Annotated in this window: 15 protein-coding genes and 1 pseudogene; 10 read left to right on the forward strand and 6 right to left on the reverse strand. The window is 62.4% G+C overall.

All coding sequences use genetic code 11. The features are described from left to right. Positions 1 to 21: 21 nt before the first annotated feature. The 3 genes and pseudogenes from ACIPHM_RS07245 to ACIPHM_RS07255 form a co-directional block, all read right to left on the reverse strand. A pseudogene (locus ACIPHM_RS07245) lies at positions 22 to 563 on the reverse strand (hypothetical protein). 64 nt (positions 564 to 627) lie between these two features. Further along, positions 628 to 1,437 (reverse strand): 2,5-didehydrogluconate reductase DkgB, encoded by an 810-nt coding sequence (dkgB, locus tag ACIPHM_RS07250; RefSeq protein ID WP_400326127.1) that lies wholly within the window; start codon positions 1,435 to 1,437, stop codon positions 628 to 630. 51 nt (positions 1,438 to 1,488) lie between these two features. Further along, the gene (locus ACIPHM_RS07255) at positions 1,489 to 2,694 is read right to left on the reverse strand and encodes an MFS transporter (protein WP_400326129.1); all 1,206 of its coding nucleotides are present in this window, start codon (positions 2,692 to 2,694) and stop codon (positions 1,489 to 1,491) included. Between the two features lie 103 nt (positions 2,695 to 2,797). On the opposite strand from ACIPHM_RS07255, the gene ACIPHM_RS07260 reads away from it, so the two are divergent. From ACIPHM_RS07260 to ACIPHM_RS07295, 8 genes are all read left to right on the forward strand, one after another. Beyond that, complete coding sequence (locus ACIPHM_RS07260) at positions 2,798 to 3,718, forward strand: LysR substrate-binding domain-containing protein (RefSeq protein WP_400326132.1); 921 nt, start codon at positions 2,798 to 2,800, stop codon at positions 3,716 to 3,718. Between the two features lie 195 nt (positions 3,719 to 3,913). Next, entirely contained in the window at positions 3,914 to 4,201 is a 288-nt protein-coding gene (locus ACIPHM_RS07265; RefSeq protein ID WP_400326134.1) for a metallophosphoesterase, read from the forward strand. A 75-nt stretch (positions 4,202 to 4,276) separates the two neighbouring features. Continuing rightward, a complete protein-coding gene (locus tag ACIPHM_RS07270) occupies positions 4,277 to 5,209 on the forward strand; it encodes a LysR family transcriptional regulator (protein ID WP_400326137.1) in 933 nt (310 codons plus the stop codon). Positions 5,210 to 5,376: 167 nt separating this feature from the next. Beyond that, positions 5,377 to 6,654, forward strand: a complete 1,278-nt coding sequence (locus ACIPHM_RS07275; protein ID WP_400326139.1) for an aconitase/3-isopropylmalate dehydratase large subunit family protein — start codon at positions 5,377 to 5,379, stop codon at positions 6,652 to 6,654. A 43-nt stretch (positions 6,655 to 6,697) separates the two neighbouring features. Beyond that, complete coding sequence (locus ACIPHM_RS07280; protein WP_400326142.1) at positions 6,698 to 7,201, forward strand: alpha-IPM isomerase; 504 nt, start codon at positions 6,698 to 6,700, stop codon at positions 7,199 to 7,201. Positions 7,202 to 7,245: 44 nt separating this feature from the next. Beyond that, complete coding sequence (locus ACIPHM_RS07285) at positions 7,246 to 7,926, forward strand: RraA family protein (protein ID WP_400326145.1); 681 nt, start codon at positions 7,246 to 7,248, stop codon at positions 7,924 to 7,926. 55 nt (positions 7,927 to 7,981) lie between these two features. Then, complete coding sequence (locus ACIPHM_RS07290; RefSeq protein ID WP_400326148.1) at positions 7,982 to 9,184, forward strand: aminotransferase class I/II-fold pyridoxal phosphate-dependent enzyme; 1,203 nt, start codon at positions 7,982 to 7,984, stop codon at positions 9,182 to 9,184. A gap of 83 nt (positions 9,185 to 9,267) precedes the next feature. After that, positions 9,268 to 10,170 carry a transporter substrate-binding domain-containing protein gene (locus ACIPHM_RS07295; RefSeq protein WP_400326151.1) on the forward strand — a complete coding sequence of 301 codons (903 nt, stop codon included), beginning with the start codon at positions 9,268 to 9,270 and terminating at the stop codon, positions 10,168 to 10,170. Here ACIPHM_RS07295 and ACIPHM_RS07300 read toward each other — a convergent pair. After that, positions 10,152 to 10,955: an SDR family NAD(P)-dependent oxidoreductase gene (locus ACIPHM_RS07300; RefSeq protein WP_400326154.1), complete on the reverse strand. Its 804-nt coding sequence runs from the start codon at positions 10,953 to 10,955 to the stop codon at positions 10,152 to 10,154. The two genes, ACIPHM_RS07295 and ACIPHM_RS07300, sit on opposite strands and share 19 nt — an antisense overlap. Here ACIPHM_RS07300 and ACIPHM_RS07305 point away from each other — a divergent pair. Further along, positions 10,866 to 11,693, forward strand: coding sequence for a LysR substrate-binding domain-containing protein (locus ACIPHM_RS07305; protein ID WP_400326156.1), 828 nt, complete (start codon positions 10,866 to 10,868; stop codon positions 11,691 to 11,693). The two genes, ACIPHM_RS07300 and ACIPHM_RS07305, sit on opposite strands and share 90 nt — an antisense overlap. 43 nt (positions 11,694 to 11,736) lie before the next feature. Here ACIPHM_RS07305 and ACIPHM_RS07310 read toward each other — a convergent pair whose 3' ends face one another. Further along, positions 11,737 to 12,411: a hypothetical protein gene (locus ACIPHM_RS07310; RefSeq protein WP_400326159.1), complete on the reverse strand. Its 675-nt coding sequence runs from the start codon at positions 12,409 to 12,411 to the stop codon at positions 11,737 to 11,739. Between the two features lie 14 nt (positions 12,412 to 12,425). Beyond that, complete coding sequence (locus ACIPHM_RS07315) at positions 12,426 to 13,328, reverse strand: hypothetical protein (RefSeq protein WP_400326162.1); 903 nt, start codon at positions 13,326 to 13,328, stop codon at positions 12,426 to 12,428. 163 nt (positions 13,329 to 13,491) lie between these two features. On the opposite strand from ACIPHM_RS07315, the gene ACIPHM_RS07320 reads away from it, so the two are divergent. Continuing rightward, entirely contained in the window at positions 13,492 to 14,619 is a 1,128-nt protein-coding gene (locus ACIPHM_RS07320; protein ID WP_400326164.1) for an aminotransferase class V-fold PLP-dependent enzyme, read from the forward strand. The last annotated feature ends 99 nt before the right edge of the window (positions 14,620 to 14,718 follow it).

Consider the following 14,718-nt stretch of genomic DNA (forward strand, 5'->3'; position numbering starts at 1 on the left):
CGACGCACCGACGTTCAGGCGTCAAGCCGCGGCCTTGCCCCACGTCGGGTAATCCGTCAGGCCTTGCGCACCGCCGCCGAACAGGGTGTCGCGGTGATGCAGCGCGAGCGGTGCACCGGCACGAACGCGTTCCGGGAGATCGGGGTTGGCAACGAACGGTCGGCCGAAGCCGATCAGATCTGCCCACCCTTGCGTGATAGCGGTGCGCGCGCGCTCCGCTGTGTAGCCGCCGGCGTAGATCAACGCGCGCGGCGCAGACGCCTGCACGAAGCCCGGTGTCGTACCGTCTTCGCCAGCCACGTACACGTTGACGCCTTCGGCCTGAATCGGCGACGACGACACCGGCTGGCGACCGCCCAGCAGACTTGTATGACTCAAGCGTAGGTGCCTTCGCTGACGATCAGCCCGGCACCGGCGCGTTGCGCGTAATACTCGGCCATCAGCGCGTTGGGAACGTCGCCGGGCTGGCTCGCGCGTGAGCGGGTCATGGGTGGCATCACGATGCGGTTGGGTAGCGTGAGCGCGCCGAGTTGCAGCGGGTCAAACAGAGGGTCGTGAGTCATGATGATTTCCGTGTTGTCGCCGTGGCCTGCAGGTCACGACGGGAATACCCGATAGCGGCGACGATCAGTCGTCCCATTGAGCGGCCAGACCTTCCGGGCTGACTTCGCGGCCATTGCGATCCAGTGCGGCGATTTGCGCCATGTCGTCATCCGTCAGATGTAGCGATTGCGCCAGCAGGTTGCTCGCGAGGTTCTCGCGACGCGTCGACGACGGAATCACCGAGAAGCCGCGGTGCTGCGCCCAGGCGAGGGCGACCTGCGCAGGCGTTGCCTGGTGGCGTTGCGCAATGGCGCCGAGCACTGCGTCGCCCAGCACCTTGCCGTAGGCGAGCGTCATGTAAGACGTCACATGGATGCCTTGTGCTTGCAGGAAACCGACGAGTGTCGGGCTTTGCAGATACGGGCTCAATTCGATCTGGTTCGTCGCGATGGTGTCCTTGCCCACGGCGGCAATCGCCTGTTTCGTCAACTCGATGTTGAAGTTCGAGATGCCGATCTGACGGGTGAGGCCACGCGCTTTCGCGTCGGCCAGCGCCGTCATGAATTCGTCGAGCGACACACCGTTGCCCGGCGCGGGCCAGTGAATCAGCGTGAGGTCGACGTGGTCGGTGCGCAGCTTCGCGAGGCTCTGTTCGAGGCTCGCTGCCAGTTTGTCCTTGGCATAGTGCGCCACCCAGATCTTCGTGGTGAGGAACAGGTCTTTGCGGGGCACGCCGGATTCCGCAATCGCCTGACCGACTTCGGCTTCGTTGCCGTAGATCTGCGCGGTGTCGAGCGCGCGATAGCCGAGTTCGAGGCCGGTACGCACGGAATCGATGACAACCTGGCCTTGCAGGCGGAAGGTGCCAAGACCGAATGCGGGAATATTGCTCATCGTGAGCTCCTGAAAAGAATGAGTGAAATAAAACGTGTGGCTGCGCGCCGCTCAGTGGCTGGCCGGCTGCATCGGCGCGCGCTGTACTGCCATTTGAACGAGCACGAGCAGCAGGCCCGATGCGGCGATCAGCGCGCCGACGATGGGCACCGCGGTATAGCCGTAACCGGCGGAAATTGCTGCGCCACCGGCCGCTGCCCCCACGGCATTGCCGAGGTTGAACGCGCCCACATTGACCGACGACGCGAGCCCCGGGGCTTCGGCTGCGGCGCGCATGACACGCATCTGCAACGGCGGAACGAGTGCAAACGTGGCGATACCCCAGACGACGACGGCCAATGCGGTGCCCACAGGCGTTTGGGCCAGTAGCGGGAAGGCCAGCATGATCGCGACGAGCAGGATCAGAAAGACGATCAGGCTGGCATTGATCGAACGGTCGGCGAGCTTGCCGCCGGCAATATTGCCCACCGAGAAGCCGACACCGACGAGGACCAGCATCGCGGTCACGAACCCGGGCGACGCGCCGGTAAGCGTCTCCAGCGTTGGGGCGATGTATGTGTAAAGGGTGAACATCGCGCCCGCGCCAAGCACGGTGGTGGCCATCGCCATCAGCACGACGGGACGCGTGAGCACCGACAGTTCACGACGAATATCCGGCATCCGTCCGGCTTCCCCCTTGGGAAGCGCAAAGCGCAGGGTCAGCATGGTGATGACGCCCAGTCCGGCGGTCGCAGCAAAGGACATGCGCCAGCCGATCGTCTGACCGAGCCAGGTTGCCGCCGGCACGCCGCCGATGTTCGCGATGGTCAGCCCCATGAACATGGTGGCGACGGCACTGGCCTGCTTGTGACGCGGTACGACGCTCGCCGCGACGATGGAACCCAGCCCGAAGAACGCGCCGTGGTTCAGACTCGTCACCAGTCGTGCGAGCAGCAGCGTGGTGTAGTTCGCCGACAGCGCCGAGAGCAGGTTGCCGATGGTGAAAATGCTCATCAGCGCGATCAGCGCCGTGCGTCGCGACCAGCGCGACATGACGAGGGTCATCACGGGCGCGCCGATCATCACGCCGAGGGCGTAGGTCGTGATCAGCATGCCCGCCGTCGGGATCGAGACGTGGACGCCCTCGGCAATCACGGGCAGCAGCCCCATCGGCGAGAACTCTGTCGTGCCGATACTGAAGGCGCCGATGGCGAGGGCGAGCAACGATAGCGTGGCGTGTGCCGACGCGCTCGATGTGGCAGGGGAAGACGGGTGCATTGCAGTGGTTCCGGGGGAGGATCGGGATGAAGCACAGTCTGCCCGCTTTACTTTTGCAGAAAAAGTAGCCTATAAACGAAATTATTTTGATTTGAAATCAACAATGAAGATCACGCTCGACGAACTTCAGGCCTTTGCGGCCGTCGTGGATACCGGGTCGATCACGGCGGCGGCGCAGCAGCTCGACCTGACGGTGTCGGCCACCAGCCGTACCTTGGGACGGTTGGAGGAGAAGCTGAAGACGACGCTCCTGCGCCGCACGACGCGACGGTTGGAACTGACGGAGGAGGGCAAGGCGTTTTTGCAGAACGCCCGCGCGATCATCGATTCGGTCGAGAGTGCCGAAGAACAGATGCTGACGCGGCGCGAGAAGCCGTCAGGGAGGTTGCGGGTGGACGCCGCCACGCCGTTCATGCTGCACGTGATCGTGCCGCTGGTGCCCGGCTATCGCGAGCGGTATCCGGAGGTGGAGCTCGAGTTGAACAGCAACGAGGGCATCATCGATTTGTTGGAGCGTCGCACCGATGTGGCCATCCGGATCGGCCGGTTGAAAGACTCGACGCTGCATAGCCGCCTGATCGGCAATAGCCGCGTGCGCCTCTTCGCGAGTCCCGCGTATCTGCACGCTCACGGGCATCCGCGCAAGGTCGAGGATCTGGCCCGGCATACGCTGCTGGGCTTCACGCAGCCCGAATCGCTGAACGTCTGGCCAATTCTCGGTGAGGACGGTGAGCCGCATCGGATTGCACCGGATGTGATGTCGTCGAGCGGCGAGACGCTTCGTCAGCTCGCGCTGGAGGGCGCGGGTATCGTGAGCCTGTCGGATTTCATGACGGTGCGCGATTGCGAGTCCGGCCGTCTCGTGCAGTTGCTGGCGCGTCAGACGCAGGATGTGCGTCAGCCGATTCATGCGGTCTACTACCGGAACACGGCGATCTCGGCGCGCATTGCCTCGTTCGTCGATTATCTGGTCGAGGCGATTCGCACGTCGAAAGGGGCGGGCGCGGTGTGGGCCGCATCATGATGGGGGGGTGACAAGCGTTTGTCGTACGCGACTTTTTGCCATAGAAACCACATATGGCCGGGGCAAAAAACTTGAATTGGATGATGAGATCGAAGCAGACGATACTGGCGCGACGGCGGTATTGGCGCCCGCTGCGGTGCTCGTTGTGACGCCCTGGCAATGCGTTTCTTTGACGTCTTATCCGGAATTGTCTGCATGACCAAAATCATCCACATTACCGACACACACCTCGTCACGCCCGGCGAATTGTTGTACGGACTCGATCCCTATCAACGCCTTGTCGCCTGTATCGACGACATTCTGGCGCACCACACCGACGCCGAGTGTTGCGTCATCACGGGCGATCTCACACACCGTGATCAGGTCACTGTCCACTTCCACGACTATCTCGACAAGTCGGCGATGAAGGATGACGACGCGCCGGGATGTCATCGGGGAGTGCTCGACGCGAGAGGTGTTGCTGCACCGGTTTGCGTATCATGACGCGATGAGAACACGGGTTTGCACCGCATTGTTTGCTGTGCAAACCGCGGTGGCGCCTATCGCTGACGAAAAATCATGATTACCTTCAAGCAAATCGAAGCGCTCTATTGGGCCAACAAGCTCGGCACGCACGCCGCTGCCGCCGAGCGGCTTCACACCACACAGTCCGCCGTATCCAAGCGCATCGCAGAGCTCGAAGAGTTTCTCGGGGCGACCCTGTTCGACCGCAGCGGCCGGACCATGCAACTCACGGCGAAAGGGCGCGAGGTGCTCGAGTTGGGCGAAGAGATCCTGCAATTGCGCGATCGTCTGCTGGAGCGCATGGGCAAGCCGGTGGATGTGGTGCGCCGGTATCGCATCGGTGTCACGGAGCTCATCGGACTGACCTGGTTGCCGAAGCTGGTGCAGGAGATGCGCGAAAAGTATCCGATCGTCTCCATTGAGCCCGAAATCGATTTGAGCACGGCGCTGACGGCGAAGTTGCAGCGCGCCGAGATCGATCTGGCGATCATCCCGCTCACGGCCACGGGCCCCGGTTTCACCGCCGTGCCGCTCGAGACGATGGCGCTGCAATGGATGTGCAGCCCGTCGCTCGTCGAGACGTCGCACACGCTCGCGTTGAGCGAAATTGCCCAGCATCCGATTCTGATGCAGATCGATACGTCGGGCGTGGACGCGGTGTTCGACCGCTGGTTTCAGGCCAAAGGGTTGTCGATTCGGCGCATGTACGCCGGCAACAGCCTGAACGCGCTCAGCGCATTGACCGTGGCCGGCTTCGGCGTGAGTTATCTGCCCGACCTCTATTTCGACGATCTGGTCCAGCAGGGGCTGCTCAAACGCGTGCCGGTGGACGAGCCGCTGCCGACCGTGCGGTATTACGCCGTCTACCGCAACGACGGGCCGGTGGAGTTCAACGCCGACATCGCCGCGCTGGCGCAACGCCTGTGCGATTTCCACAAGCCGCGATACCTGCCGGCACCGTCCCCGTCTGCCCTATCCCCGGACTGACCCGCCGCCGCCTGCCGCTGTCCGTCGTGAGAGGCGCGAAGCGTGAAAATTTTTCCGGCTTGAAGACGCCTTTTTTTCGCTAGTTTCAAAAAGGCGTCGTCCCCATACTTGTCTGCGAGAGACGCACGAAGCCTACGTGCCGCAAACGAGTATTCAGGAGTGGGGACATGGCAGGTCAGACGCTTTCCGAAAAGTTGCTCTCCCGTAAAGCGGGCCGGACGGTGCACGCCGGCGAGATCGCCATTTGCACGGTCGATTTCGCGCTGGGCACGGACGCCTCCGTGCCGATGGCGCTCGACTATTTCGATGCAATGGGCGGCACCGCGCCGCTGCGCCCGGAGCAACTGGTCTTCGCGTTCGATCACTACGCTCCCGCACCGTCGGCGAAGTCGGCACTGTTGCAGGCGCGTATCCGGCGCTTCGCCTCGGCGCATCACGTCAAAGTTTTCGACGTCGGGGCCGGCATCGGCCATCAGCTCATGGTCGAACACGGCTATGCGCGTCCGGGTCGCCTGCTGGTCGGCGCGGACAGCCATTCGGTGATGTACGGCGCGGCAGGCTGCTTTGCCACCGGCATTGGATCGTCCGATCTGGCAGGCGTCATGATGTCGGGCAAGGTCTGGCTCAAGGTGCCCGAGAGTATTCGCGTCGAACTGACTGGCGCGCTGCCTGCGGGCGTGGGCGGCAAGGACATTGCGCTCGCGCTGGCGCGCCGGCTGGGTGCCGACGGTGCGGCCTATCAAACGCTCGAATTCCGTGGCGACGGCATCGTCGGACTCGATTTCGACGACCGCCTCGTGATCGCGAACATGGTCATCGAGATGGGCGCGAAGAACGCGCTGTTCCCCATTGACGACGTTGCCCGGGCCTATCTCGCAAACCGTCCCCTGCAAGGCGCGGACGACGCCTCGGACGACCTGTTTGCCGATGACGACGCCCTGTACGCCTCGCGCCTCACCCTGGACCTCGCGACGGTCGAGCCCAATGTGGCGCGCCCACATCAGGTCGATAACGTGGTGACGGTGTCCGAACTGGAGCACACGCCGATCCATATGGCGTATCTCGGTACTTGCACCGGCGGCCGCGTCAAGGATTTCCAGGAAGCCCTCGCGGTCCTGCGCGAGCACGGCGGCCCGGCGCCGGGCGTTCAACTCGTGGTGACGCCCGCGTCGCGAGAGGTCATGGAGGATCTCGTGCGCGGTGGCGAACTGGCGGATTTTCTCGCGTTCGGCGCGATTGTCGTGACCCCCGGCTGCGGCTCGTGCTGCGGCACCGGCGGCGCGATTCCCGGCGACGGCGTGAACGTGGTGTCGAGCGCCAACCGCAATTTCAAAGGCCGCATGGGCAACGCCACCGCGAACATCTACCTGGCCTCGCCGCAAGTGTGCGCGGCCAGCGCGGTAGCCGGCTATCTCGTAGCGCCGTCCCAACTCGGCCATCGCTAAGCGAGTGGCGCCTGCCGTTCCCGAATCCATTACGCCATCGCTCATGAACGCTCAAATCATTGAAGGTCGCGCTCGCTGCTTCGGCGACGACGTCAACACCGATTACATCATTTCCTCGCGCAGAAAGCGCGATTCGCTCGACCCGCAGGTGCTGCGTCAGTACTTGTTCGAAACCACGCATCCCGAGTTTGCACAGAGCGTGCTCATGGGCGACGTGATCGTCGCGGGCAAGAACTTCGGATGCGGCTCGGCGATGGAAGTCGCGGTGACGGCCGTCGTCGGCGCGGGCATTCGCGTGGTGCTCGCGCAGACCTTTGCTCGCACCTATTTCCGCAATGCCATCAACAACGGTTTGTATGCGCTCGAGTGCGACACGTCGTGCATTCGTGAAGGCGATACGGTCCGCGTGGTCTTCGGCGAGCAGACCGAAGTCTGGATCAACGACCAGGCCACCCCGCTGCGCGGCGCACCGATTGCGCCGGAGATTCTCCAGATCCTGAACGCGGGCGGGCTGGTGCCTTACCTGCGCGAACACCGCACGCTATGACGGCGGCGTCCGTACGACGTTTTCCCATTTCCGACGAGGTCACCATGAATGAACACAATCAGGCCGGATTCCGCGTGCTGCCGATGCCCGAACCGATCCCTGCCGATATTCTCGACGCCTACGCCAACATCGTCACCTCGCATATCAGCGACAGCATGCAGCGCATCTGCGGTGTTCAGGGGCTGCGTCCCTATCACGCGGGCAAGCGCCTCGTCGGTCGCGCGATCACGGCGAAAGTTCGTCCGGGCGACAACATGATGATTCACAAGGCGATGGATATGGCCGCGCCCGGCGACGTCATCGTGGTCGACGCGAGTGGCGACGTGACGCAGGCGCTGGTCGGTGAGCTGATGCAGATTCACGCCGAAGTTCGCGGCATTGCGGGCTTCGTGATCGACGGTGCCGTGCGCGATATCGGCGCCTTTCGTGCCGCCGATTTCCCCTGCTATGCACGCGGCAACACGCATCGCGGACCGTTCAAGGAAGGCCCCGGCGAGGTCAACGTGCCGGTGAGCATTGGTGGACTCGTAATCCACCCCGGCGATCTCATCGTCGGCGATGAAGACGGTGTGGTCGCCGTCCCGCCCGATCAGTGGACCTATGTGCTCGGCAAGGCGCGCGAGCAGGCCGCCCGTGAGGCGCAACGCAAGATCGCCATCCGCGCGGGCAAGGACAAGCGCGAATGGATCGACGAGCGTCTGCGCAAGCTCGGCGTGATCGCCTGAGCCCCGAATCCCTGAACGCCTTTCCCGTCTCATATCTCTACGGAATCGATACATCATGAGTTTGTTGGCTACCCGTATGGGCCGCATCAAGCCGTCGCCCAGCTCGATGGCGACGGGGCGCGTCAAAGCGCTGCGCGCACAGGGCCGTAACATCATCGGCCTCACCGCAGGCGAACCCGACTTCGATACGCCCGATCACATCATCGAAGCGGCGTACGCGGCCATGAAGGCGGGCAAGACACGCTATACGGTCGTTGACGGCACGCCCGAACTCAAGCAGGCCATCTGCGAGAAGTTTCGCCGCGAGAACGGACTCGACTACGGCACCGATCAGGTGACGGTCGCCAATGGCGGCAAGCAGATCATCTTCAATGCGCTCACGAGTACGGTGGACGACGGCGACGAGGTCATCATCGCCGCGCCTTACTGGGTGTCTTACCCGGACATGACGCTGCTCAACGGCGGCACGCCGGTGATCGTCGATTGCCGCGCCGAAGATGGTTACAAGCTCACCGCCGAGTCATTGGAGCGCGCCATTACGCCGCGCACCAAGTGGGTCATTCTGAATTCGCCGTGCAACCCGACGGGCGCGACCTACACGCGCGAAGAATTGCAACGTCTGGGGGAAGTGGTGACGCTGCACCCGAACGTCATGGTGCTCACGGACGACATCTACGAATACCTTGTCTATGACGATGAAGCCTTCGTCACGTTTGCGCAGGCCAATCCGCACCTGCTCGATCGCACCCTCACTGTGAACGGTGTCTCGAAGGCGTATGCGATGACCGGCTGGCGCATCGGTTTCGCGGGCGGCCCGCGCGATCTCATCAAGGCGATTGCGAAGCTGCAATCGCAGAGTACGAGCAGTCCGTCGGCGATCAGTCAGGCCGGGGCCCTCGCCGCCATTACAGGCACGCGCGACTTCCTCGTCGAGTGGAAAGCGCAATACACGGCGCGCCGGGATCTTGTCGTGGAGCAGCTCAATGCGATTGAGGGTCTGCACTGCGCGAAGCCGGTCGGGGCGTTTTACGCCTACCCGTCCTGCGAGGGCGTGATCGGCAAGACCACGCCGCAAGGCAAGGTTATCGAGAACGACACCGACTTCATTCTTTACCTGCTCGACACCCAGGACGTCGCGGTGATCCAGGGCGAAGCCTTCGGCATTTCGCCGGCGTTCCGGCTCTCGTTCGCGACATCGATGGACAACCTGCGCGAAGCGTGCGCACGTATCGCGCGGGCTTGTGCGGCATTGACGTGATGCGCCGACAGCGTGTCGGGACGTAGCGTTGGCTTTCCCATAACCATAAGTGACCGCCGTCGATGGCGGGTGGAGACAAGACGATGAAATACACGAACTACGGGGTTGTGTTGTTGGCGCTGATGGGCGGCGTGGCGAATACCCAGGCAGCCACGCCGCTCACCGGGTCGCTCAAGACGATCAAGGAGAACAATGTGATCGTGCTGGGCAACCGGGAGTCGTCGGTGCCGTATTCGTACTATGACAACGGCCAGAAGGTGATCGGCTATTCGCAGGACATCGCCATGCGCATCGTCGATGAGATCCGCAAGGAGATCGACGCCCCCAATCTGCAAGTGCGAATGATGCCGATCACGGCGCAGAACCGTATCGCGCTGGTGCAGAACGGCACTATCAACTTCGAATGCGGGGGGACGACGAATAATGCCGAGCGTCGCAAGCAGGTCGAGTTCTCGAACACCATCTCGATTACCGAGACCCGCCTGCTGACGAAAAAGAGTTCGGGCATCAAGTCGTTCAACGACATCAATGGCAAGACAATTGCCGTGACCGCAGGCACGACGTCGGAGCGTTATCTGCGCAAACGCATTGCCGACAGCAAGCTGAACGTGATGGTCGTGGCCGCAGTGGATCACGCGCAGGGATTCATGATGGTGCAGCAGGGTCGCGCGGCCGCCTTCTTCATGGACTCGGACGTTCTGTCGGCGGAGTTGGCGAAGGCGGGCAAGTCCGACGAGTACATGATTACCGGTGAGCCGCAGACCTTCGAGGCGATTGCCTGCATGCTGCCGAAGAGCGATCCTGCGCTCAAGGCGATTGTCGACAGGACGATTGCCCGAATGCAGACGAGCGGCGACGCCTACAAGCTCTACCAGAAGTGGTTCATGTCGCCGATCCCGCCGCAGAACATCAACCTGAATCTGCCGCTGAGCCAGAAGCTGAAGTCCGTGTTCCAGTCGCCTAACGATCAGTCGCTGGACGATTGAGGCGAGTCGGCGCGCGACGAAACCCGTTGGGGCGAGGTGAGGGCCTGGGTCTGCCGAAAGGCGGCCAAGGCCTCGGTCTGCGCGCCGAACAACGGCACGGCAAACCGTTCCGACAACTTGTCGAAGAGGGCCCGTGCGCCTTGGCGCACGGTTCGGATTTCATCGCCAGCGGTGGCGCCGAAATCGATCTCGTCTCGCGAATCGCATAGACCCGCGAACACGGTGTCGCAGAAGATGTCGATGTCGGCACCGTGGCCCAACGCGGTTCCCGACAGTTGTGTGTTTACGGCGGGTGGAATGACTTCGACCACACGGCAAGCGGTCATGCGAAGCGCGTGACGCAACGCCATGGTGTAGCTGTGCATGGCCGCTTTGCACGCGCTGTAGAGCGGGGGGAAGGGTTGCGCAACGTAGGCGCCCCCTGATGTCACATTGACAATCAGCGGGGGCGTGTCCTGCGTCAGCAAGTGATCGATGAGCATCTGCGTGAGATGCACCGGGCCACTGAGCAGCGTGTCAATTTCGGTCTGTCTTGCCGGCCAGTCGGCGGTCTCGGACGCGAGCGGAACCCGTCGCTGAATGCCTGCGTTGTTGACGAGCACCGTCAATCGAGGAAGCGTATCCCGAACCTGTGCCGCGAGTCGTTCCCGAGCCTCGGGCGAGGCGATATCACTTTCGATGAACCGCAATCCCGGATGAAGGCGAGCGGCTTGCTCAAGGCGCTGGAAGCCCGGCTGGGCGCACGTTTGCTCGAACGAACGACGCGGCACGTGAGGCTGACGCATGACGGACAGGCGTTTTACGAGCGATGCTTGCGAACACTGAGTGAGATCGACGACGCGGAGTCGTCGTTTTTGCATCAGACAAGTAACCCGCGCGGTGTGCTGAGGCTCGACCTGCATGGCACGCATGCCACCCGCGTTGTATTGCCGCGTATCGACGAGTTTCGTTCGCGCTATCCGGGCATCGAACTGGTGGTCAGTAGCGGGGACCGCCTCGTGGACCTCGTGCGCGAGGGCGTTGACTGTGTCGTTCGGGGCGGTCGTCCGCGCGATTCGTCGCTGATCGCACGGCCTTTGGCGGTGGTGCCGCAAGTGATCTGTGCGAGCCCGGCGTATCTGAAGCGCTCGGGCACGCCGTCGACGCCCGAGGATCTGGGCTCGCACGAAGCGGTCGGCTTTTTCTCCCAGACGAGCGATGCTTCCTACGCAATAGAGTTGCGCATCGAACGAAAGATCGTTGAATTCAAGCTACGCCGATGGATATCGGTGAGCGACGCCGAGAACTATGTCGTCTGCGCCCTGCGGGGTGCCGGATTGATTCAATTGCCGCGTTTTCACGTGGAGGACGAACTCGCCGAGGGGCGTCTGATCGAGGTGCTGCCGGGATGGGAGAGCCCTGGTCTGCCCATCAACATTCTCTACCCGCATCATCGGCAACTTGCACCAAGGGTTCGGGTGTTCGTGGATTGGGCGAGTCAGGTTTACGTGCAGAAGTTCGGGCCGCTGGACGGCCCGAATTGAGGCGGACCGGGGCGCACGAGTGTCCGTCCCGGCGTCTTACGGCTTACTTTTGCGGCACGCCGTCCGGGCCGGCGTAGGTGTACTCCTCAACCTTCTCTCCCTTGCACAGCGATTCCAGATCGCGCGCGATGAACGGCAGTATGTTGTTCAGACCGTAGTTGAGCGTGGTGACGTATTCCGCGTTCGCTCCCCACATATTGGTTTTGTCGCCGTGGGCGCGATAGTACTTGGTCTCCAGTAAGCCGTTACGGTCGATGAACTCGGCTTTGACCGCCACCATGCTGAAGAGCTTCAAGCCGATTTGCCAGGTAAAGGCGCGCGTCACGCTGGCCCGAATCGTCACGCCTTGCGCGGGGGCGGGCGCCCCATCGGCGATTTCGGAGACGGCGTAGCCGTAATCCTTCAAGTGACTGAGGCCCTCGCTCATCCAGGGACTGACGTCGTCGGCCAGCAGCGCGCCGCTGAGGGACGAGCCAATAGTTTCCTTGTTCTGGCGCGCGTCCACGGCCGGCACGATATGCACCGTGCAACTGCCCGCCTGGAATGTCCTGATGGGGTTCTCGCGGGCCAGGGCGTCGTACTTCATGTCGACCTTTTCGCCGAAGCCGGCAGGGACGGCGGCAGCCGTGTCCGTCTTGTCCGGCGTGGCGGCCGACGCGCTAGCGCCGAAGATCATGGCGGCAGCAACGCCGAGGGCAATCGTGGTGTTCTTGTACATGGTCGTCCCCTGAATCATTGCTGGGCCACGGTGGCGGCGCGGGTGCCGCTGGCGGAATTGGGCAGTGAATAGAGCTTCTTGTCGGCACCGAGCAGGATGGTGCGCGTATCGCTCGCTTTCAGTACCTGGCCTTGCACCGTGCTCATGCTGGCGCCGGTGTTGTAGGGGAAGGACTTGAGGTCTTCGGTCCGGGCGGAGGGCTCGGCCGCGACTTCGATGTCAAGCATCACCATGCGAACGGTTTCCGAGATCGACTCGCGCGTCACGTCGCGAAATTTCGCGCCGTTCTGGGCTGCCCACAGCGCCAGCGACTCCTTGCCGCCTGGGCCGACAGGCGCCGATTGGTAGTGCAGCACGCCGCGCTGGCTGGGCGCGAGCGGGTTCGTACCGTCCGACTTGACCCAAATCGACACGGTCGACTCCGAATCGAAGCTGCGGAAATCCATCGTCAGCGTGTAACGGGGAATGATGATCAACAGCGCTTGTCCTGGCGCCAGTTCGTCGCGCAGCCGGCTCAGTGTCTTGCTGGTGAGCGAACGCGGCGTGGTGGTGATCTTGCCGACCTTGATCGAATACCCGGCGAGTCCCTGGGCCATGGCATCGTTGAATTCCTTGCGATAGTCGACGTCTTCGACGGCGGCGTAGAACGGGCCGAGCAATTGCTGCGAATTGTTCACCCGGTTGTTCGTCACCTTGCTGTCGATGACGGCGCCGATCAGGCCACCGCCCAAGGCGATGCTCGCGGCGTTGGACGGCTGGACGGCGGCAATCACCTCGTCTTGCACCACGACCACGTGCGCCGTGAGTTCGGTGATCTTGCTGCGCTGCTCGGGTGTGAGGCTTACGCGCATTGGCGTGGCGCAGGCGCTGAGCAGTAATGCGATGGATAGTGCAGCGATGAATCGCAGACGGTACATGTGTTTCCCCTTCGTTATTCGTTGTAATTAGGATTTGATGCCTATGTACAACGGCACGAGTTCAGGGCAACTTAAGGCTCGCCATCCCTCCAAAAATGAAGATAACTGGATTTCGTTGTAATCTGTTCTGCATTCTCTTATTCATCCAGTATCGGAGGCAGACGTGCCAGGACTACTTCCCGATGTCGACCGCGAGGGGCTCCTCGAATACTCGGTTGTATATACCGACCGATCCATCAACCATATGTCGCAGCGCTTTCAAGGCGTCATGCGCGACATTTCTGCGTCGCTGAAAAAAGTCTATAACGCGAAGTCGGCCATCATTGTTCCGGGCAGTGGGACTTTCGGCATGGAAGCCGTCGCCCGGCAATTCGCGACAAACAAGAAGTGTCTGGTCATTCGCAATGGCTGGTTCAGTTTCCGCTGGTCGCAGATTTTCGATATGGGCGGTATTCCGTCCGAATCGATCGTGTTGAAGGCGCGTCCCGTCGAGCAGGGAAGACAAGCCGCCTATGCACCGGCGCCGATCGAAGAGGTCGTCGCGGCGATCCGCGAAAACAAGCCGGACCTGGTCTTTGCGCCGCATGTCGAAACCGCATCCGGCATGATGCTGCCCGACGATTATCTGCGCGCGGTGGCCGACGCGGTCCATGCCGTCGGTGGCTTGTTCGTGCTGGATTGCATCGCCTCCGGCACGGTCTGGGTCGATATGCAGGCCTGTGGCGTCGATGTCCTGATCAGCGCGCCGCAAAAGGGATGGAGCGCGTCACCGTGTTGCGCACTGGTCATGCTCGGCGCGCTCGCCCGCGAAAGAATCGACGGCACGACGAGCACCAGCTTTGCCTGCGATCTTCGCCAATGGCTGCAGATCATGGAGGCTTACGAGAGCGGCGGGTTCGCGTACCACGCCACAATGCCCACGGACAGTCTCGCGACACTGCGCGACGTCATCAAGGAAACCGAGGCATACGGCTTCGACAAGGTACGCGACGAACAGCTCGAACTCGGCAAGCGCGTTCGCTCGCTCTTGCGCGCGAAAGGCTTTCGGAGCGTGGCAGCCGAGGGCTTTCAGGCGCCGGGCGTCGTGGTCAACTATACGGACGACGACGGCATTCGAACCGGCAAGAAATTCGCCGACGCCGGATTGCAGATTGCCGCGGGTGTTCCGCTTCGATGTGAGGAGCCCGATGATTTCAAGACGTTCCGCATCGGGTTATTCGGCCTGGAAAAACTGCACGATGTCGATGGCGCAGTCGCCCGACTCGAAAAGGCGTTGAACAGCATCGTGTAACGCGCATTTCCTGAGCAAGGGCGCGCGGCACGCCCTTGCAGAAAAATAAAATACCAACGGTTTTTCGATACGGGATGCCAGCAACTCACTCGCGAATGC

Origin of the sequence: Pandoraea sp. NPDC087047 (genome assembly GCF_044745225.1) — a bacterium.
In the GTDB taxonomy this organism is placed as follows: domain Bacteria; phylum Pseudomonadota; class Gammaproteobacteria; order Burkholderiales; family Burkholderiaceae; genus Pandoraea.